Consider the following 19,692-nt stretch of genomic DNA (forward strand, 5'->3'; position numbering starts at 1 on the left):
GCCCTCACTCTGGGCTATAATCCTAGTTCTCCTCAGGGGGCGACCTTGGTTTCGACGTGGGTTGCAAAGCAGCGCAGGGCATACCGAGGACTGACTACCTCGTAAATACAATCAGACAAGCTATAACTGCAAACGATAACTCGTACGCACAAGCGGCTTAATCCCCGCTTGCTCTACACTACTTCTTCCTTGGGGTAGGCTGGTAAAACAGCAGTAGAGTCATTTACAAGGAATCGCTTTGAATCGGGTCACTTGATTCAAGGTTAAATCCAAGGTGACTCGCCTTAACGAAGCGTGCGCGTCCGCGTCGTTCGGGTTAAATCAAATGGCAGCGCTAAGTATGTAGAACTGTCTGTAGAGTGCTTGCGGACGCGGGTTCGATTCCCGCCGCCTCCACCACCTTACCTTCCAAGGGTATCCAAGGAAGTTCAAAAAACCGCCTAAAACCTGCATGGTTAGGCGGTTTTTTGTTTTCTGCGCTCCCGACTGATCCGTTGACATCCAGTATGGGTAGGGGTAGTTTTAGGGGTAACCCAGCTTTACCCCAAAACAGCTACCCCTAAAATGCCCCGAATCATTGAGCCCCTCAAAGACCTACAGGTTAAAAATGCCAAACCTAAGGACAAGTCATACAAGCTATCCGATGGAGGCGGGTTGTATTTGTTGATTACACCAGCAGGCAGCAAGGGGTGGCGTCTAAAGTACCTGTATCAAGGGAAAGAAAAGCTAATTTCGCTGGGCACATATCCGGAAGTGGGCTTGCAGGAAGCACGCAAAAAGCGAGAGTCCAATAAAGAACTGCTGGCCAATGGAACGGATCCCAGCGGCAATCGAAAGGCAAAAAAACTCGCCGATATCGAACAAGCCGCCAACAGCTTTGAAGCGATTGCTCGCGAATGGCTCGTCAAAAATAGAGATGGATGGGTGAAATCCCACTATGAAAAAATTGCCGCCAGATTAGAAAACGATGTTTTCCCCTACTTAGGTAATAAGCCCATTGCAACAATTACTGCTCCCGACCTGTAGATTTGCATCGAAAACTGACCCACTTTGCTGGGATTTTTGCATCGAAAATTGACCCACGTTTGAGACACAATCCTACCTAGGCAATCAGGTGGGAGATTGGAGTGATCGACGTGGCATTACTAGGAATTATTCGGCGCTGGCACCTACGAGACCAGATATCGCTAAGAGAGATCGCCAAGCGACTTGGCATTTCAAGGAACACCGTTAGACGTCACCTGCGCTCTGAAACTGTAGAGCCAGCCTACGCAGACCGACGTTCGGCCAGTGCTTTGGATGCATACGCATTCAAGCTTTCAACGTGGCTAAAAACGGAATCCACCAAATCTAGAAAGCAAAAACGCAGCCTCAAGCAGATGCACGCAGACCTGTGCGCGCTCGGGTTCGAAGGCTCATATGACCGCGTTGCCGCGTTCGCTCGCCAATGGAAGGTGGATCAGTTAGATAGGGTCAATTCTGCAAGCAAAGGAACAGTCCGTCCGGCACGCGCCGCAAGGTCTCGCTGACTGTCGGAACCATCAGCAGGAAGGTCGTCACGGTCAAACAGCACGTCTCCAGATAAACCGCAGCCCGCCCCAGAGGGAGCCAAGCAACACCATAACCCGCCAGCAAGAACAGCAGCGTCGCCGCCGCGATGCCATAGCTGATCGGCTGGTGTGCCACCAGCAAGACGGTCAGCGCGCCGGTCAGCATCGAGATGAAATAGACTGCGCCCAGCTTAGAGCGAGGTACGATGCGCCCATAACGGGCGTACATGTAGACGGCAACCGGGATGGCCGGCAGACTGCCCAGCGTATGAATCCAGCCGAAGGGGGAAATTCCGAACATGACGAAGTCCTTTGTCGAGAAGATGAAATGCCGGCATGAAAACCGGCACAGTAGAACAACAAATATCTACCTACTAATTGGTAGATAAACAGGTAAAAAATTTGAGGCAACTTTAGCCTCGCGTTCATTCAGACAGACTCAGCCCTTGCGAACCAGCCGCTCCACCACCGGATTGATGATGGCACCGAACATCTTCGGATCCCCATATGCACGGGCCGACAGCATGGCGCCGTGCATGGCGGCCATAAATATTTCGGCCTCCACCTTGGGCAGTGCGCTCAGCTCGAAACGACCAAGCTTGGCACCCCGCTCAAATACCGATGCCAGCCAGGCAGATAGCGAGCGGAAATGCGCCCTAACCTCCAGCGCGATCTCTTCCGGCAGCAAGGGCATTTCACTGGCCAGCAGCGCACACACGCAAAAGGAGGCAGTTGCCTGGTCGATGCATGTTTCCCAGAACCCCGTATAAGCGCACAGCTGGCCGAGCGGATCGGTAACCTGCCGCTCCATCTCTGCAATCCCGGCCTCGACCTCCTGCCGATACCGCACCACCAGGGTCTGCACCAGGATGGCTTTGCTGGGAAAGTGATGATGGATACTGGCATTGCGCACGCCGACGACCTTGGCGATGTCGGCATAGCTGAAACCGTTGTAGCCGCCGGCCACGATCAGCGATTGCGCGCAGAGAAGAATGTTTTCGGATGTGCTTGAAGAATTCATTATGCGCACAGACTACCTTCTAATAGATAGCATGTCAAGCCAGAGAAACAGGCTGGCGACACCGATGCCCCTTGCCGTTCTGGCTCACCTGAAACTGACGAAGCGAGCCAGGGAAAAAATTCCGTCTTATATGCCCTACCGCACCGAAAGAAATCATCGGATCCGCCTAGAGTGAATAATGAACAAGCAAGATCCCCTGCTGCGCAATCTGGCGAGGCTGGACGTCGCCGATGCCAAGGTAAGAAAGGCCTTGTCAAAAATCAGGCGGCACACGGTCATGCTGGGAAACGGTGGTTCCGCAAGAATCACGCAGGAACGGATTCAGGACTATCGCGATGCAGCGAGGCAGGCGATCGCCTTCACGGTGACCGCGCAGAAAATCCTTGCTGAACTTTGAATCCGGCGCTGAAGTCCGGCTACATAGCGACAAGCCCTCCGGCTCATGGCTAAAGTCATGAGCCGGAGGGCTTGTCGATCATTGCCGAATATCAGCCCCAGATGAACTGGTCTTAGAAGGAACTCCATTCGTTCGAATCAGCGGCCTGTTGCTTGCCCGATGTTGGCAGCGCCTTCAATTCGCTGCGCGGCTTGCTCACAGTCTTGAGCTTGCTTGCCGTCGTGCGGGGTGCAGCAACCGGGCTGGCGTTCCGCGCAAATGCACTGTTCATCTTGAAGACACTCACGACCTGCGAGAGATTGCCGGCCTGATCCTGAAGCGATTGCGCGGCAGCTGCGGCCTCTTCGACCAGAGCAGCGTTCTGCTGAGTCACCTCATCCATCTGGGCCACAGCGCGATTGATCTCATCAATCCCTACACTCTGCTCCTGGCTCGCCGCCGAGATCTCCGCAACCACATCAGTCACCCGGCCGACGCTGGCGACAACTTCAGCCATGGTCTGACCCGCATTCTCGACCAATGAGGTGCCCACGCCGACCTTGGCGACCGAGTCATCGATCAGGGCCTTGATTTCTTTGGCGGCGGAAGCAGAACGTTGCGCCAGACTGCGGACTTCGGAGGCGACCACCGCAAAGCCACGGCCTTGTTCTCCGGCTCGTGCGGCTTCAACCGCTGCGTTGAGGGCCAGGATATTCGTCTGGAAGGCAATCCCGTCAATCACGCTGATGATTTCAACGATCTTCTTCGATGCGTCGTTGATGGATGACATGGTGGAGACCACCTGCCCGACTACCGTCCCGCCTTGCGCCGCGACCTGGGATGCGGTCACCGCCAACTGGTTGGCCTGGCGTGCGTTGTCCGAGTTCTGTTTTACTGTCGAGGTCAGCTCCTCAAGCGCCGATGCAGTCTCTTCGAGCGAACTGGCTTGCTCCTCGGTACGGCTGGACAAGTCAAGATTGCCGGTAGCGATTTGCGTCGATGCGGTCGCGATGGTGTCGGTGCCCGCGCGGACCTGACCGACAATATTCAAGAGACTGTCATTCATGGCCTTGAGCGAATCCATCAACTGCCCGGTTTCGTCCTTGCCTTCGGATCTGATGTCAGCAGTCAAATCGCCTTGAGCGACCTGCCGTGCGACGCCGACCGCAATGGCCAGGGGCGCCGAAATGATGCGTGCAACGTACATGGCCAATGCCATACCGATGACCAATGCGGCGACCAGCATCGAGATGATCCACGAGCGGCCGCTGGCAAAGCTTGCGTCCGCGCCTTTGGTGGCGGCATCACTGCCCTCTGCATTGACTGCAACCAACTTGTCCAGATTGGCCAGGAGTTCAGGATAGATCTTGTTTGAATCGCCAAGATAGAGTGCCCGGCCGCCGGCAAGGTCCTTGGCTAGAAACGCAGCCATGATCTTTTCATGCTCAACCAGATAGTTGCTCATTCCCTTCTGGACTGCTGGATATATGGCTTTTTCTGCAGGCTCCGTGATTTCACCTTCATAGCGTTTCGCGGTGCTGTTCAGCAGCGATACGATGGCTTGCGACCGTTTGTAGAGTCCCTCCATCGCAGTCGTATCGCCATCATAGATTGCCATCTGCGCCTCGGTACTCCGCACACGGGCCAACAAGAGCTTGATGTCCGCAAGCGTACGAATGGTGGGCAGCCAATTTGTCGCAATTTCAGTCGAGGCGTTGTTGACCTTATTGAGCTGCGCAATCGAAAAAACTCCCAAAATTGCCGTCAGCGTCAATACGCACAAAAAAGAAATCAATAGCTTCTTGGCAATCATTAAATTACGAAACCAACTCATTTTTTCACCCCTTTTTTAACTTCATGTTAAGCACCTCGATCAGCGCCGGACTTAAATTAACAAAAAAACAACTAAACCGGCGAACTATGACGAGATTTTGTTTAAATAACAACAATCTGATGGCGCGCAATACGCAGGAATTTCTATGTGGAAATGTTATTTTGATATCAAACAATGCAAGGCTAATGGCAGTGCTGATCCGCTGCTATCAGGCAATCCCTGAGTCGACGCAACGCAAGGTCTGAGATTGACCATCAAAGAGAAGGCTGCTGGCCGCCAAATTCGGCAGCAGAAAACAAAAAAACCGTATGAAAAGCTATCCGGTGAGTACTTTCATACGGCCTGCGCTAGATGGACAGTCTTTGTCCCGCTGAAGCTTTCGCAGAATGTCGGACATGCTTCAGCGATAAAGAAAAATCAGCCGCCACATCCAAGGCGCCCGGATTTCAGATTTTGCCGCGCCGCCTGAGGAGCGACGCAGCGTTACGCTATAGCGTCGCTGCGATCATGCTCTGGCGATAAGTCTGATCGAGTGCTTCGACCATCTGCCTGATCGCCTCGATTTCGGTGTCGTCAAACTCCGGGTTCGGATGCGTTATCCACCATGTCCATGACTCGGCCAGGAACAGCGATTTTTGCTTGAAGTCTTCTGCCGACTGACCGGTCTCGAATTTCCATCCGCTCAGGATTGCATAAGGAAGATGTCGCGCCAGATCATGCAGCAAATGGGCAAACAAGGCCTCATTGAGGAACGGGCCGATAGACATCTGCTGAGCGTCCGCGTTGAGCAGTGTCATGCCATCGCAGCTTCCGTGCGCGCCGTAGCCGCAGAGTTGCCGGTAGCGCAGACCGCGCTGAATATCGTTATTGCTATTGCGCGCGTCGAGCCAGACCCTGACGGCAGCGGGATGAAAATCCGGGGCGTCCGGCGCATCCATCCATTTGATCAGCATGTCGTCACGATTGGCCTCCAGGAAATCCAGCAAAAATGCCGCTTCCATGAAGTCACGCATACAGGCGATCGCCGCAGAATAATATCCGCACAAGAGCAAATTGAAACTGGACGCCATGGAATTGAACATGCGGATGTTCAGGCCCGACAGCGCGGTCTCGGTCTCAGAGAGATGCCCTTCACTTCTGGTGTGCGCCCATTGCAGGGCGTTGAGACTGGCAAGGATAAGATTGATGTGGCTGCTCATGGCCGGATCGGCATTCGCCGCCACAATCGATGCGGTGATGATGCGGTCTTCTTCTCGTTTGAGCACTGCCATGTTGCCAGGCAGAAACGGCAATTTTATATTCGACATGTAAGCCTTGGTCCGCACACCCTGAGGAAATTATTCATACGACGCTTGCCGGAAGATAGACAACGCCGTCCCGATGACGCGCCTGCTTATTCTCTTGCGATGGATTCCATTGAATCAGTATTGCCCGCGATCACGAACACGGATACGCCCCCGCGATAATCCGACGCCGGCACCAGGCTGGCAACGACGGCTTTTCAGCCGCGCCCCAACCCGCTCAGCGATTGTTCGGCGCAATCTTAAAACAATGCCTCATTAACAAGCTTGATGTAAAGCAAGCACCCGCTGACAAATGATTCTCCCAGAATAACCCGCGCGCCATGCCTTGATGAGAAACGGAGAAATCAGTCATTTGTGCCGGAACAGCAGCTCGCTTAAGGTTTCCTTGCAATCCATTCCTGAGGGCTGGGAACGATCATTTCAAAATGATCGCGCGTCCTGGTGTACAGGCGGCCGAACATGCGGCCGATAGGACGATATTTTTGCGTATCGATGTAGTTGGTCGCCGGGTCGAGCAAGCCGTCCCGCACATGCATGCGAACCACCTTACCGATGGCAATATTGCGATGCGCGTTGATCTGCAGGAGGCCCAGCTTTTCGCATTCGAAAGCGATCGGCGCCTCGACGATGCGCTTCGGCTTCACCACACTGGAGGGCGTCAGCGTCAGGCCGGCTTCGGTGATCTCGCTGGTGTCGCTGGGAAAGTCGACGGCGCAGATATTCATGGCCTGCGCCAGATCTTCATCGACCAGATGCACCACGTATTGACCGGTGTCGCGGATATTGCGCGTGGTGTCCTTGAGGCCGGCGCGGCCCGGTTTGTCTTGCAGGCCCAGCACCAGAACCGGCGGATCTTCTCCCATGAGATTGAAGAGGCTAAACGGCGCGGCATTGTCGCCATGTTCCTCTGAGTAGGTGGTGACCAGTGCAATCGGGCGCGGCACGATGGTTGAAGAAAGCAGTTTGTATTGTTCTGCTGCCGGCAATGCATTGATATCAATTTCCAATGAGATCCCCTTGAGGTGAATTAATCGCCGCTGCGTGCGGGCGAATCCGGCCCGATCCGAAATCAGCCGCAAGGCGCGCGCCGGCCCTTCTGCACATCGAAGTCTTCGGCGTCTTTCGGCGCGCGTGTACTTGAATCTGCCAGCCGGATATAGGCCTTCCCCGGCGAGCTTCATTGTAGAACGGCGCCGGGTTTCAAGTGCAGCGCTGCCGGACCGGTTTGAGAGGCAACTGAAGGCATTTGCCTGCCCGATACCGACGCGACGATTCGTATCGCCGCGCACTGCGCACGATGCCTTGGCACCGATGCAAAACGAGACGATACGGACCGCTCTCTTCAGAAACTTCAAGGGCGGCCGATATGAACTAGATGCGCAGAACAGGAGCAAAAAAATGAAGCTCGGTCCAGATATCGATGCGTTCTACTCGCTGCCGGAACAGACTGAAATCACACCGGCAGAAGCCGCCTACGCGGAGACATATGCCGACGCCATGCACGCCGCCGAACTGGCGTCGGAGCCGGGCTTTATCGTCAATCTGTCGGAGGAAGGCAGGCGGCTGTCGATGGCGGCGCTGGAAGGCTCTATCGATATCGAGGTCGAGACCTTGAACCATCTCTCCAATTTGCTGGAGCAGGAATTCATCAAGAAGAATGCGGCCATGAAACGCAACAGCAAGAAAAAAACCGCCGTGCCGAAACTGTTGATACTCGATGTAGACGGCTTCCGCCTGATCCGCGAAAAGATCCGCGCCAAATTGCTGGGCCTCAAACCGCGCCCGCAAAAGCAGGTTGAAGAACAGGAAGCCAAGGCCTCATCAGTAGCGCCGGGCACTTGAACGACGCTGCCGGTCTTGGCGCGAAACGCTGCGACTCAGCGACTCAGCGACTCAGCGATTCAGCGATTCAGCGATTCAGCGACCTTGCGCACCGGATCAACCGTATCGGTCACACCGCATCGTAAGCCTGCTGCAAGCCGGCGATTTCTATCTTCTTCATCTGCATCATCGCCTGCATGACACGCTGCGATTTCAGCGCGTTCTTATCTTGCAGCATCTCCCACAGCAGATTCGGCACCACCTGCCACGACAAGCCGAAGCGGTCCTTGAGCCAGCCGCACATCGAAGTCTCGCCGCCAACCGACAGCCGCTCCCACATGACGTCGACCTCCATCTGATCTTCACAGCGCACAAACAAGGAAACCGCCTGGTTGAACTTGAAACCCGGGCCGCCGTTAAGCGCAATGAACTCCTGCCCTTCCAGCTCGAAGATCACCGCCATCACGCTACCCTTGGGTGCCGGCCCGACTTCACCATAGTGCGATATCTGCGCGATGCGTGAATTGTGGAAGATGGAAACGTAGTGCTCCGCCGCCTGCTGGGCCTGACCGTCGAACCACAGAAAGGGCGTGATTTTCTGAATACGCGACATGTGCTGGTCTCCTCGTCATGAGATCGGCCGCCTTGTCATCGATCGTCAACGATCCGGTGCCGGCGGCTCATTTCATCCGTCCGCAACAGGTGCCTGGTCTTTGTATGAAACTTGTCGGGGCAGTTGCGAAGAATAAGGCGCGTCCTCAGAAATGAGGCGCGCCTGTCTTCGGATGTTAGTCGAAAAAGGAGCCGTCGCAAGCCATTCTTTTTGAGCCGGAATGCACTTCAGTCTTGCTGCGCTGCGGGTCTTTGAAATTGCTTGAAGCTCTCCGGCATCCATGGCCGCACCGCCAGAATCAGGCTGGTGCCGAAGCGCTGCGCCAGCGGCAAATTCAAGTCCTGATGGTGCAGCGCCGAAAACTCCGCCGCCAGCCGCCGCATATGCTGCTGCACAATGGCATTGCTGGCCGGAGACAGCATGCCGCTGAGCATGCTCATCTGCTCGCCGCGTTGATCGAAACTGGAATTGAAGAAGTCATTCCGCAATTGCGCGCGGAAATATTGCTGGATGGGGCCGCCCGGCAACCAGCTGAAATCCGGCGCCACGCGCACGCGGATCTTGTTGTTGGGCAGCAGATCGATGATGCCCAGTTTGTCCAGCCGTGTCAGCAAGCGTATGCATTCGGTTCGCGACAAACTGAAGCTCTCCAGCATTTCTTCCATCGACCAGTGATTGACGGCATGCACCGCCACCATCAGCAGCCTGGGATCGGACACCAGCTTGTTTTCCTGCTCCCGCGTGAGTTGCGTGGGCGCTGTCGATTCATTGGCAATCATGCGCGCCAGGTCGCTGATCTGTATGCCGAGCAGACTGCAGATCTGATCGAAGCGCTCCAGCGTAAAACTTTGCGCCGCGAAGATACGCTTGACGCTGGCCTCGCTCAGCCCCAGGCCCTTGGCCAGTTGCGCGTAAGTCATGCCGCGCGCTTTCAGCACGCTTTTCAGTGCATTCACCAATGCGGTGGTCTGAGCCATCTGAATTCCTTTGTTTCAAACCCTGCGATTACTGTAAGAGTATCGAATTTCACTACTTTATATCCAATAAATCAATTCTTTTATCAATTTTATGCGTATTTCAATACCTACTTATAAAGTCCGCCTGCGCTCTGGATTTCAGACGAAATGCAACAAGCAAGCCGGATGAAGCTCCTCACTGCCATCCGGCAAACACTTATACAGCCCTCATGAAAAAGGAAACGACATGAACAAGAACTTGCTCTCCCGCATTTCCCCACGCGCCCTGATGACACGCACCGCCATCGCCTTCGCGCTGTGCACCGCACTGGCCGGCCAGCCGGCAGCGGCGCAATCAACTGCGAGCGATGCCTCGGCGATCTCGGTCGTGGCTTCGGTAGTAGCGCCGGCCTTCTTCATTTCGGAAGCCAGCGAATATGTGGTCAAGGGGGTGGAGGCATCCGCCAACGGCACCGTCTACGTGCTGGAAAAAATCGGCAGCGGCGTGCGCGGCTCGGTCACGGTAGGCGCCAATATCAGCGGCGCGATGTCGGTCGGCGTGGGTGAGGTGATCAAGCTCTCGACGACTGCGGCCGGCACCCTCCTGATCAGCGCCGGCAAGGTGCTGGCGATCATTCCGAACGCGTTGGGCAAGAGCCTGATGCAGAGCCGCAAGATTTCCTGAGCCGACGCATCAGCTGCGCTCCACCCATTTCAATCACGAGATTCTCACACCATGTACAAACGCTACCTGCTGGCCCTGCTCAGCTGCCTTGCGCTCAATGCCGGCGCCGCCCGCGCCGGCCAGACCTGCGAACAAAATCCGCCCTCGGCCGAGATGGTCGGCAAGGGCATCGCGATGGCCGTAAAGACCGTCGGCCAACTCAATGCCGGCGATGCGCAGGTAGTCATCATCGGCCGCGTCGGCCAGGATCTGCGCAAATACAAACAACACTATTCGCACCTCGGTTTCGCCTACCGCCAAGGCACCGGCAAGGAGGCCGCCTGGACCATCGTGCACAAGCTCAACGAATGCGGCACCGCACTGAGCAACATCTATGAACAGGGCATGGGCCAGTTTTTCCTCGACGATCCCTTCCGCTTTGAAACCGCAGTCCTGGTCCCGACTCCGGAGCTGCAGCAGAAACTGCTGCGGGTGCTGACCGATCCCAAGCGCGTGCTCGCTGAACATACGCCCGACTACAACATGCTGGCCTACGTATGGAATACACGCTATCAGCAATCGAACCAATGGGTGCTGGAAACCATGGCCATGGCGCAGGAAACCAGCATCGTGAATCGTGAACAGGCGCAGGCCTGGCTCAAGTTCAAGGGCTATCAACCGACGGTGCTGCAACTGGGCCCGATGACACGTCTCGGCGGCCGCATGTTCAAGGCCAACATCGCCTTCGACGATCATCCCAACGAAAAGCGTTTCAGCGACCGCATCGAAACCATAGGCGCCGACTCCGTTTTCGATTTCATGCAGAAGGCGGGCATGAGCACGGATTACTTCGTCGTGTCGCTCTAGATAGAACGATCACACAAACGAATCGGCAGCGCCGCAAATCGGCGCTGCCGAATTCCTGTTTCAGATTCGACTTATCATTGCGTCTTACCTCATCTGCCCATCTTCCATTCAACTGCTCAGCCATGCGTCTATTGATCTTGTCCGACCTGCACCTCGAAGTCTGGCGCGAACGCGCCCCGCTCATCGATCCCGCCGTCAGCCAACCTGATTTAGTGATCCTGGCCGGCGATATCGAAAACGGTACGCGCGCGGTGAGCTGGGCCGAGCAGAAATTCACAGGTATTCCGGTGCTGTACGTGGCCGGCAATCACGAGGCCTACGGCGGCACCTGGGAGACCACCCTCGCCGATCTGGAGCAGGCCTGCGCCGATTCGCCCAATGTGCAATTCCTGAATCGGGGCACGACGGTCGTTGCGGGAGTACGTTTTCTGGGCGTTACGCTATGGACCGATTTCGAACTGTACGGCGCACAGCAGAAAGAGGCTGCCATGCTGGCGGCGCAGCCGGTGATGGTGGATTACCGGCGGATTCAGGTGGCACAGCCCTTCATGCACATGATGACGCCGGACGACACCATCCTTCTGCATGCCGGCGATCGCGCATGGCTGCAACAGCAACTGGCGCAGCCCTTCGATGGCCGCACCGTGGTGATCACGCACATGGCGCCGTCCATGCAATCGGTGGCGCCCCGCTATGCCGACGATCTGGTGTCGGCGGCGTTCGCCTCGCAACTGGAGTCCATCGCTGCCGGCGCAGATCTCTGGATCCATGGCCACATGCATGATTCTTTCGATTACCGCCTCGGCGACTGCCGCGTGGTGTGCAATCCCTGCGGCTATGTGCAACGCGACGGCGCGGCCGAGAATGAGAACTTCAATCCGGATTTTGTGCTTGAGTTGAATTGAGCTGGATTGAGAGGGATTGCTCCGGTCAGGCAGCAGCCCGAAAAAAGCGCACGCGGGGCAATGCCGTTCAGTGAAGAACTGAACGGCATTTTTTTGTACTGTTTGATTTCAACTCCATTCACCCTGAGTAGCGGCACAGCCGCTATCGAAGGGTGGGAAGCGCTGTGAACCTTGCACGTCGGCTTCGATACGGTGTTGCGGACCTGCTCAGCCCGAACGGCCTGCCTGGGGAGATTTACTTCACTGAACGGCATGAACCCGTGCGGCATCCTTTTTTATTCTGTAGCCGACCTCATTGCCGCTAGCCCGCTCAGGAAACCGCCGGACTACGACGCCACGACATGCGCGGCAAGGCCGGGATCAGCAAGCCCAGGCAGATCAGCGCCACGCCCATCAGCAGATCGGCCGACAGCGTCTCGCCGAAGATGAAGGACGACAGCGTGATGCCGACCACCGGCACCCCCAGCATGCAGACCGACACCGTCACCGGCGACAGACGCTGGGTCATTTGCAGCACGATCAGGAAAGTCAGGGCGGTCGCCAGCGGACCTGTGTAAGCGATCACATACCAGGAATGCGATTCGGCCAGGAAGGTCGGTGCGCCATCGACGGCGAAGGCCAGTATCGTCAGCGGCACCGCCGCCACCAGCGTCTGCCATGGCAGCAGATCGAAGTCCAGCTTGACGCCCTTGGTCGATTTGATCTGCAGAATATTGATGGCCCACGACAACGAGGCCGCCCCCAGCATCAGATAACCGATCATGCCGTGCAGGTCGGCATGCAGCAGCGCCGGCATTACCACGATCGCCATGCCGATGTAGCTGAACACGGTTGCCAGCCGCTGCTGGCCGCTGAGGCGTTGCTTGAGTACCAGTGCGGCGCCCGGCACCACCCAGATGGAAGTGGCGTAGGCGATGAGCGAAGCGCGGCCCGGCATGACGAAATGCAGTGCGCCGGTCACCAGCGCCGTAAACAAACCCATCTGCAAAATGCCGACGCCCAGCACCACCGGCCATTCTTCGCGACGCGGCAGGCGCAGCTTGCCGATGGCAGCGGCGATGGCGAAGCTCAGTAAAGCCGCGGACACGAAACGGCTGGCGGCGAACCACAGCGGCGGAATGTATTGACTGCCGTATTTCATCACCGGCCAGTTGCCGCCCCAGATACAGATTGCCAGCACGACACACACCAGAAACGGCCCGCTGATGGTTTTTGGTTTTTTTTGATGGATGGCGGGGCTGCTGGCTGACATGACGATTCCGAATTTCCGAATAAGAGGCGCAAGGAGGGAAGCGCCCGCATATTCATCCTTGCCCATCGGCGAAAACAAGCCGGTTCCGGCAAGGAAATTTCATGTTGCAGCGCATCCAAATTGATGAATATGGTAGCGATTCACTCACAGACAGTGCTGCCGCTTTTGCAGAAAGAGTCCGACATAAACAGCATATTTATCTTTATTTTTTTATTTTTATTAACAAATATGCTTTTACAACAAAGTAAATCGAAATTGATAACAATCCTTAATTCCACGTATTCATGCCTTTTGCGGCGCGACATGGATATCGCCTTGTCATGAAAAACGCCGACCTGGAGGTCGGCGCTTGTTGGCGAGTCTGGCTTGAGTCAAGGCATCAAGTTGCCACCAAGGTCAGCGGCAAGCGAGGTATCAGGCGGATGCTTCTATCGGCTTTGTCAGCCATGGCGTTCCGCTGCAAACCTTGAGCTGCCGGCAGCATCTTTTCGCTGCTGGTGGCGGCCGGTGATGACGAACAGGATGGCAATGGCGACCACGCCGAATAGCGCGATCACCTGCAGCCCGCCATTGAAGCTGCCCGTGACATCCTTGACCTTGCCGACGATGTAGGGATTCACGAAGCCGGAGAGATTGCCGATGGAGTTGATCGCGGCGATGCCGGCTGCCAGCGCCGACGGGCCAAGGATGGTCGGCGGCAGAGTCCAGAACACCGGCAAGGCAGAAAACACGCCAAAGCTGGCCAGGCATAGCAAGGCCAGTTTCAATACCGGCAGCGCCGCCAGCGTGGAGCCGCCGAGTCCGATCACGGCCAGCACCAGCGGAAAGATGGTGTGAAAACGGCGCTCGCCGGTGCGGTCGGAACGCTTGCTCCACCAGATCATGCCGAGCGCGCCGGCGACGAACGGCAAGGCACTGACGAAGCCGGTCTGGATCAAGCTCAGGTCAAAGCCCTTGACGATCTGCGGCAGAAAAAAACTCATGCCGTAATTGAAACCCGTGACGCCGAAATAGGCCACGGCCAGACACCAGATCACCGGGCTGCGCACGATGTTCATGAAGCCCTGGCTGACCACCACCTGATGCTCGCGGCGCTCCTGCTCCAGCGTGTTCTTGAGCCAGTTTTTTTCGGCCGCGCTGAGCCATTCCGCATCGTCCGGCGAATCGCGCAAGACCTTCAGCACCACAAACGCCAGCACGATGGAGGGCACCGCTTCGATCAGGAACATGAGCTGCCAGCCGTGCATGCCGAACATGCCATCCAGCGACATCAGCAAACCCGACACCGGAGAACCGAACACACTGGCCAGCGGCATGGCCGCCATGAACGATCCGACCACGCCGGCGCGATAGGATTTGGGCAGCCAGAGCGTGAGGAAGAAAATCACGCCGGGGAAGAATCCGGCCTCGGCAATCCCCAGCAATACCCGCACGACATAGAAACCGGTTTCGGTCTGGACGAAGGCCGTGGCGCCGGACAGGATGCCCCAGCTCAGCATGATGCGCGCGATCCACAGACGCGCGCCGAAACGCTCCAGCGCCATGTTGGACGGCACTTCAAAGATGAAATAGCCGAGGAAAAAAAGCCCGGCGCCGAGTCCGAAGGCGGCGGAACTCATGCCCAGATCCCGGTTCATGGTGATGGCGGCGAAGCCGACGTTGACGCGGTCGAGAAAGGCCGCGATAAAGCAGATGGTCAACAGCGGCGCGAAACGCCGGATGACCTTGCGCATGGTGTTGCGTTCGATGTCGGACATGATGTCTCCTTCTCCTGATGGTCTTGATTATTTTTGATTGTTTTTCTATTGCTGCCGTCACGCGGCGCGTATTTCCTGGTGCTGCCACTGCCCTTTTTTCGTTGCGTGCTGCGGCTCAGGCGGCCACGCTTCTCCGCCAGTGCGCGGTCGGCAATCCCGGCAGCGGGCAATCAAAGGCGCGGATGACATCGTCCAGCAGACAGCCCAGATAAGCGGTGCGCAAATCAGGTCCGCCGAACGCCAGACTTGAGATATTGCCGAGCCGGGAACGGCCTGCGGTTTGCATGGTGGCGTGCTGCAGGCTTGCAGTCTTTACGCCGTGCATGACGAGTTCTTCGTGCGCGGGATCGGTGTCTTCCAGTATCGTCTGCAGCTCGCCATCCGGGCGCAGCAATATCAGGCGATTGCTGGCGATGCAGCTCAGCCATAGCCCGCCGTGGGCATCGAAAGTCAGACCGTCAGGCAGATTGGCGCCGCCCAGCCGCGCCACAATCTCTTTCGGGCCCAGCGCCGGCCCGGGCCGCAACTCGAAACGACTGACGCATTGGGCGTAGGTCTCGTTCACATAAAGCCAGCGGCCGTCCGGTGAAAACGCCACCTCGTTGGTGTAGCCGAGACCATCGGCGAGGATGCGTACGCCGTCCTTGTCCTGCACGGCGATGTAGCCGTCGTTCACGGTCGGCGTCCAGGCCTCGCTGCGCGGGCTGCGACGCGTGCTGACAGTCAGCCATAAGGTGCCGCCGGCGTCGACCGTGACGTAGTTGCTGGGCGCAATCGGACCGCCGCCTACGCTGTGCACCAGGCATTCCAGTGCGCCATCAGATGCCAACGCGAAAATCCCGCCGTGATGGGCGCCGAGGTCGGCAAACAGCACACGGCCATCGGGCGCCAGCGCGATGCCGTTGGGCACATAGCTACGCGCGGCCGTCGCCCCGCGGCCGGCTGCCGGCAGCACATGGTGCACGCTGCCATCAGACAGCACCCGGCTGTATCCGCCTTCGCCGTGCGAGGCCAGCAACTCGCCGCTGGCCAATGCCAGCACACATTCGGGACGCTTGACGCCGCGCGCCACCACCCGCAGATCTTCAAAGGCGAGGCGATAGTCGCGTGGCAAGGGATAGGCTGATTCTTTTTTCATGGGTCTCCTCCTGATGTAATAACGCCGCCCGTGCGCTTGGCTGCAGGCGGCGAATTCTTTCATGCCAGTTCCGATATCTCGATCAGGTTCAGATCCGGATCGCGCACATATACCGAACGTATTTTTTGCGTGGCGCCGGTGCGCATCACCGGACCTTCAATGATCGGCCACTGCTTTTCCTTGAGCCGGGCAATCACCTGCTCCAGCGGCACGGCGGCGATGAAACACAAGTCCAGTGCGCCCGGCACCGGCAGATGCGCCTTCGGTTCGAATTCCTTTCCGCGCACATGCAGATTGATCTTCTGATTGCCGAAGCGGAAAGCCTTGCGGCCCTCGCCGAAAGCTTCCAGTTGCATGCCAAGCACATCGACATAGAAGTGCTCGCTGGCCGCCGGGTCGACAGTGGTCAGTACCAGATGGTCGAGATGATCGATCAGGCTCATGCCAACTCCTTGCTGCGTTCAGCTTCGTCCAGATAATCCGGACGCGCATGCAGATCCAGACGACGGCCGGCCTTAAGCACCTGGCTGGGCACGTCGTGTCCGATCAGGCCGGGCAAACGCGCGGCGGCTTGCAGCAGCGCGGGCAAATCGATGCCGGTGTCATAGCCCATCAGCTGCAGCATATGCACCATGTCTTCGGTGCAGACGTTACCGGTGGCGCCGGGCGCATAAGGGCATCCCCCCAGGCCGCCCAGCGATGAATCGAAACGGTCGATGCCGGCCGCGATCGCCGCCAGTACATTGGCCAGCGCCATGCCGCGGGTATTGTGAAAATGCAGCGTGAGTTCGTGTTGCGGAAATACGTTTGCGGCATGCCCGCACAGTTGCTCGACCTGACTCGGGTAGGCCATGCCGGTGGTATCGCACAAGGTGAAGCCATGCACGCCGAGCTCGGCAAAACGCGCCATCCAGCGCAGCACTTCAGCCTCGTCGACATCGCCTTCCATCGGGCAGCCGAATACGGTCGAGAGCGAGACGTTGATGGCCACGCCGGACTCGCGCACGGCGCTCACCACATCTTTCAGTTGCGCAAAGGATTGCTCGCGGCTCATGCGCAAATTGGCGCGGTTGTGACTCTCGCTGACCGACATCACCAGATTGACTTCATCCACCTTGCACGACATCGCGCGTTCGGCGCCGCGTACATTCGGCACCAGCACCGTGTACACCACACCGGGCGCGCGGTGGATCTGATGCATCACCGCCTCGGCGTCGCGCAGCGCCGGAATGGCGCGTGGCGACGTGAAGGAAGTGGCTTCCACCTTGGCGAAACCGCAGGCGGACAGGCTGTCGATCAGCGCCACCTTGTCGGCCGTCTCGATGAAGCTCGCTTCGTTCTGAAACCCGTCACGCGTGGCGACTTCCTGGATGTAAATGCGCTTGCCTTGAGAGCTACTGTTCGATTGATGGGCCATGGCCATTTTCCTCATTTCAGATGATGTTGCGCTCGCGCCAGGCGGCGCGGGTGTCTTCCGCAATACCCAGCCCGGCGAGAATTTCATCGGTATGCTGCCCCAGACGCGGGGCCGGACGCTCTACACTTCCCGGCGTCGCACTCAGCTTGGGCAGCACGCCGGGCAAGCGGACCGGGGTGCCGTCGTCCAGCTGAGCGTCCAGCAGCATGCCGCGCGCCTGATAGTGAGGGTCGCCGGCGATGTCGGCGATGTCGTAAATCTTGCCCGAGGGAATGCGCGCCCGGTTGAGCGCGTCCAGCACGTCATCCAGACCATGTTGCGCCGTCCATTCGCCGATTGCGTCGTCGATGCGTTGTACCTGTTTGACGCGCCCATCGTTGTGCGCCAGCGCCGGATCCTCGGCCAGATCGTTGCGGCCGATGGCTTCCATCAGACGGCGAAAGATGCTGTCGCCATTGCCGGCGATCAAGGCATATTTGCCATCCGCGCAGCGATAGGCATTGCTGGGTGCGATGCCCGGCAGACTGCTGCCGGCAGGCTGGCGCACCGCACCGAACACAGAGTGCTCAGGCAACAGGCTTTCCATCATGTTGAATACCGATTCGTACAAGGCGACGTCAATCATCTGGCCTTCGCCGCCATGCTGGTCGCGCTGGCGCAAGGCCAGCAGGATGCCGATCACGCCATGCAGCGCCGATAGCGAATCGCCGATCGAGACGCCCACGCGCACCGGCGTGCGCCCCGGCTCGCCGCTCAGGTGGCGCAGGCCGCCCATGGCTTCACCGATGACGCCAAAACCCGGACGATCCCGATAGGGCCCGGTCTGCCCGTAGCCGGACACACGCAGCATCACCAGCCGCGGATTGATATCGCGCAAGACCTCCCAGCCCAGGCCCCACTCTTCCAGCATGCCGGGGCGAAAATTCTCGACCAGCACATCGGTCTCGCGCACCAGCTGCCGGATCACGTCCTGCGCTTCGGCCTGCCGCAGGTCCAGCGTCAGCGAGCGTTTGTTGCGCGACTGCGCGGCCCACCAGACTGAAGTGCCCTCATGCAGCAGGCGCCATTTGCGCAGGGGATCGCCGGTGCCGGGCGGCTCCACCTTGATCACATCGGCGCCGAACTCACCCAGCATCTTGGCCGCAAACGGGCCGGCGATCAGCTGGCCCAGTTCCAGCACGCGGATACCGTCTAGAGGTTTGGACATGCATACTCCAACTTGGTCATTCATAGCACCATGATGGACCCGTCGCCCGCGCCCGAAAATGTCGATTTTGTACAAGACCCTTTCCAGAACGGAAAGGGTCGTAACAGCGCTATTCGTATTGCGCTGCGAGGAAACTGAACATGCGCACCGCCTCGGGATGCACAGCGGCGGCCGATTTGCCCACCCACAGAGTGCGACTGGCCCAGCCGTCCGAAAGATTGATGGCGCTCAGGCGCGCGCCGAGAATTTCAGGACGTACCGCCGCCAGCGGCAGGATGCCTATGCCCAGTCCTGCTTCAATCATGCGGCAGATGCCGTCGAAGCTGCTGACCTGAATCCGGATACGCAGGGTCTTTTCGGCGGCGACGGCGGCATTGACCAGCCGGGCCAGCAGGGAACTGCCTTCGTTCAGCCCGACGTAGTCGTATTCCAGCGTTTCGACGAAAGCCGCTTCCGTACGGCCATCCAGAGCATGCCCGCGTGGCACCAGCAAGACCAGGCGGTCGCTGCGGTAAGGCCGCTTTTCGATTCCCGGGGCCGGCACATTGTCGGCAAATACGCCGACGTCGGCGCGACCATGGCCCAGCGCCTCGATGATTTCGCTGCTCAGCTTTTCCTCCAGGCCGATATGTACGCCCGGGTTGTCAGCCAGAAAGGCGGGCAGATCGTGCGGCAGAAACTGCACCACGGCCGAGGTGTTGACCCACATGCGCACGTGGCCGCGCACGCCGACCGCATAGTCGCCCATTTCGCCGGCCATGCGATTGACCTGATCCACCACGCGCCGCGCATGCTCCAGCAGACCGACGCCCGCCGGCGTCAGCTCGATTCCGCGCGGCAGGCGCACCAGCAATTCACAGTCGATGTTCTTTTCCAGCTCGCCGATGCGCTTGCTCACTGCGGACAAGGTCATATGCGCGCGCTCCGCCGCACGGGTCAGACTGCCGGAATCCGCCACCAGCAGAAAAATCCTCAGCGATTGAAGGTCGAAGTGCGCGGGGTTGATCATC

The 19,692-nt window shown here is 58.1% G+C and carries 21 protein-coding genes, 1 other RNA gene and 1 pseudogene; 9 read left to right on the top strand and 14 right to left on the bottom strand.

The features are described from left to right. Positions 1–35 precede the first annotated feature (35 nt). The 3 genes and pseudogenes from ssrA to PQR62_RS18525 all read left to right on the top strand — a co-directional run. Positions 36–399: a transfer-messenger RNA gene (gene ssrA, locus PQR62_RS18515) on the top strand. A gap of 165 nt (positions 400–564) precedes the next feature. Beyond that, complete coding sequence (locus tag PQR62_RS18520; RefSeq protein ID WP_408159484.1) at positions 565–1,026, top strand: tyrosine-type recombinase/integrase; 462 nt, start codon at positions 565–567, stop codon at positions 1,024–1,026. A gap of 101 nt (positions 1,027–1,127) precedes the next feature. After that, positions 1,128–1,517 (top strand): annotated as a pseudogene (locus PQR62_RS18525) (helix-turn-helix domain-containing protein); the annotation flags it as partial. Here the strand turns inward: PQR62_RS18525 and PQR62_RS18530 are convergent. Both PQR62_RS18530 and PQR62_RS18535 read right to left on the bottom strand, forming a co-directional pair. Continuing rightward, a complete protein-coding gene (locus PQR62_RS18530) occupies positions 1,474–1,851 on the bottom strand; it encodes a hypothetical protein (protein ID WP_408159485.1) in 378 nt (125 codons plus the stop codon). The pseudogene PQR62_RS18525 and the gene PQR62_RS18530 sit on opposite strands and share 44 nt — an antisense overlap. Before the next feature lie 138 nt (positions 1,852–1,989). Next, a complete protein-coding gene (locus PQR62_RS18535; protein WP_408159486.1) occupies positions 1,990–2,571 on the bottom strand; it encodes a TetR/AcrR family transcriptional regulator in 582 nt (193 codons plus the stop codon). Positions 2,572–2,749: 178 nt separating this feature from the next. On the opposite strand from PQR62_RS18535, the gene PQR62_RS18540 reads away from it, so the two are divergent. After that, a complete protein-coding gene (locus tag PQR62_RS18540; protein WP_408159487.1) occupies positions 2,750–2,968 on the top strand; it encodes a hypothetical protein in 219 nt (72 codons plus the stop codon). A gap of 112 nt (positions 2,969–3,080) precedes the next feature. Here the strand turns inward: PQR62_RS18540 and PQR62_RS18545 are convergent, their stop codons facing one another. The 3 genes from PQR62_RS18545 to PQR62_RS18555 all read right to left on the bottom strand — a co-directional run bounded on the left by PQR62_RS18545 (position 3,081) and on the right by PQR62_RS18555 (position 7,440). Further along, positions 3,081–4,781, bottom strand: coding sequence for a methyl-accepting chemotaxis protein (locus PQR62_RS18545; protein WP_408159488.1), 1,701 nt, complete (start codon positions 4,779–4,781; stop codon positions 3,081–3,083). A 488-nt stretch (positions 4,782–5,269) separates the two neighbouring features. Then, the gene (locus PQR62_RS18550) at positions 5,270–6,088 is read right to left on the bottom strand and encodes a hypothetical protein (RefSeq protein WP_408159489.1); all 819 of its coding nucleotides are present in this window, start codon (positions 6,086–6,088) and stop codon (positions 5,270–5,272) included. A gap of 371 nt (positions 6,089–6,459) precedes the next feature. After that, the gene (locus PQR62_RS18555) at positions 6,460–7,440 is read right to left on the bottom strand and encodes a flavin reductase family protein (protein WP_408159490.1); all 981 of its coding nucleotides are present in this window, start codon (positions 7,438–7,440) and stop codon (positions 6,460–6,462) included. A 43-nt stretch (positions 7,441–7,483) separates the two neighbouring features. On the opposite strand from PQR62_RS18555, the gene PQR62_RS18560 reads away from it, so the two are divergent. Beyond that, positions 7,484–7,927: a hypothetical protein gene (locus PQR62_RS18560; RefSeq protein ID WP_408159491.1), complete on the top strand. Its 444-nt coding sequence runs from the start codon at positions 7,484–7,486 to the stop codon at positions 7,925–7,927. A gap of 109 nt (positions 7,928–8,036) precedes the next feature. On the opposite strand, the gene PQR62_RS18565 is transcribed toward PQR62_RS18560, so the two are convergent. Beyond that, a complete protein-coding gene (locus PQR62_RS18565; RefSeq protein WP_408159701.1) occupies positions 8,037–8,510 on the bottom strand; it encodes a VOC family protein in 474 nt (157 codons plus the stop codon). Between the two features lie 236 nt (positions 8,511–8,746). Further along, a complete protein-coding gene (locus tag PQR62_RS18570) occupies positions 8,747–9,496 on the bottom strand; it encodes a helix-turn-helix domain-containing protein (RefSeq protein WP_408159492.1) in 750 nt (249 codons plus the stop codon). 226 nt (positions 9,497–9,722) lie between these two features. On the opposite strand from PQR62_RS18570, the gene PQR62_RS18575 reads away from it, so the two are divergent. The 3 genes from PQR62_RS18575 (at position 9,723) to PQR62_RS18585 (ending at position 11,911) form a co-directional block, all read left to right on the top strand. Then, on the top strand, positions 9,723–10,160 hold the full coding sequence (locus PQR62_RS18575; protein ID WP_408159493.1) for a hypothetical protein: 438 nt from the start codon (positions 9,723–9,725) through the stop codon (positions 10,158–10,160). Positions 10,161–10,211: 51 nt separating this feature from the next. Further along, positions 10,212–11,006, top strand: a complete 795-nt coding sequence (locus tag PQR62_RS18580) for a DUF2145 domain-containing protein (RefSeq protein WP_408159494.1) — start codon at positions 10,212–10,214, stop codon at positions 11,004–11,006. Between the two features lie 122 nt (positions 11,007–11,128). After that, complete coding sequence (locus PQR62_RS18585; protein WP_408159495.1) at positions 11,129–11,911, top strand: metallophosphoesterase; 783 nt, start codon at positions 11,129–11,131, stop codon at positions 11,909–11,911. Positions 11,912–12,221: 310 nt separating this feature from the next. Here the strand turns inward: PQR62_RS18585 and PQR62_RS18590 are convergent, their stop codons facing one another. Beyond that, positions 12,222–13,163, bottom strand: a complete 942-nt coding sequence (locus PQR62_RS18590; RefSeq protein ID WP_408159496.1) for a DMT family transporter — start codon at positions 13,161–13,163, stop codon at positions 12,222–12,224. Positions 13,164–13,264: 101 nt separating this feature from the next. Between PQR62_RS18590 and PQR62_RS18595 the strand changes: the two genes are divergently transcribed. Then, positions 13,265–13,411 (top strand): hypothetical protein, encoded by a 147-nt coding sequence (locus tag PQR62_RS18595; protein ID WP_408159497.1) that lies wholly within the window; start codon positions 13,265–13,267, stop codon positions 13,409–13,411. 192 nt (positions 13,412–13,603) lie between these two features. Here the strand turns inward: PQR62_RS18595 and PQR62_RS18600 are convergent, their stop codons facing one another. The 6 genes from PQR62_RS18600 to PQR62_RS18625 form a co-directional block, all read right to left on the bottom strand. After that, a complete protein-coding gene (locus PQR62_RS18600; protein WP_408159498.1) occupies positions 13,604–14,920 on the bottom strand; it encodes an MFS transporter in 1,317 nt (438 codons plus the stop codon). Positions 14,921–15,035: 115 nt separating this feature from the next. Then, positions 15,036–16,058, bottom strand: coding sequence for an SMP-30/gluconolactonase/LRE family protein (locus PQR62_RS18605; RefSeq protein WP_408159499.1), 1,023 nt, complete (start codon positions 16,056–16,058; stop codon positions 15,036–15,038). Between the two features lie 59 nt (positions 16,059–16,117). Continuing rightward, positions 16,118–16,501 (bottom strand): VOC family protein, encoded by a 384-nt coding sequence (locus tag PQR62_RS18610; RefSeq protein ID WP_408159500.1) that lies wholly within the window; start codon positions 16,499–16,501, stop codon positions 16,118–16,120. Beyond that, complete coding sequence (locus PQR62_RS18615) at positions 16,498–17,475, bottom strand: hydroxymethylglutaryl-CoA lyase (protein WP_408159501.1); 978 nt, start codon at positions 17,473–17,475, stop codon at positions 16,498–16,500. Before PQR62_RS18615 ends, PQR62_RS18610 begins: the two co-directional genes overlap by 4 nt. Positions 17,476–17,491: 16 nt before the next feature. Further along, a complete protein-coding gene (locus PQR62_RS18620; protein WP_408159502.1) occupies positions 17,492–18,682 on the bottom strand; it encodes a CaiB/BaiF CoA transferase family protein in 1,191 nt (396 codons plus the stop codon). Between the two features lie 109 nt (positions 18,683–18,791). Then, positions 18,792–19,691, bottom strand: a complete 900-nt coding sequence (locus PQR62_RS18625) for a LysR family transcriptional regulator (protein WP_408159503.1) — start codon at positions 19,689–19,691, stop codon at positions 18,792–18,794. Position 19,692 lies beyond the last annotated feature (1 nt).

The organism is Herbaspirillum lusitanum, from assembly GCF_046025995.1.
Taxonomy (GTDB): Bacteria; Pseudomonadota; Gammaproteobacteria; order Burkholderiales; family Burkholderiaceae_D; genus Herbaspirillum; species Herbaspirillum lusitanum_A.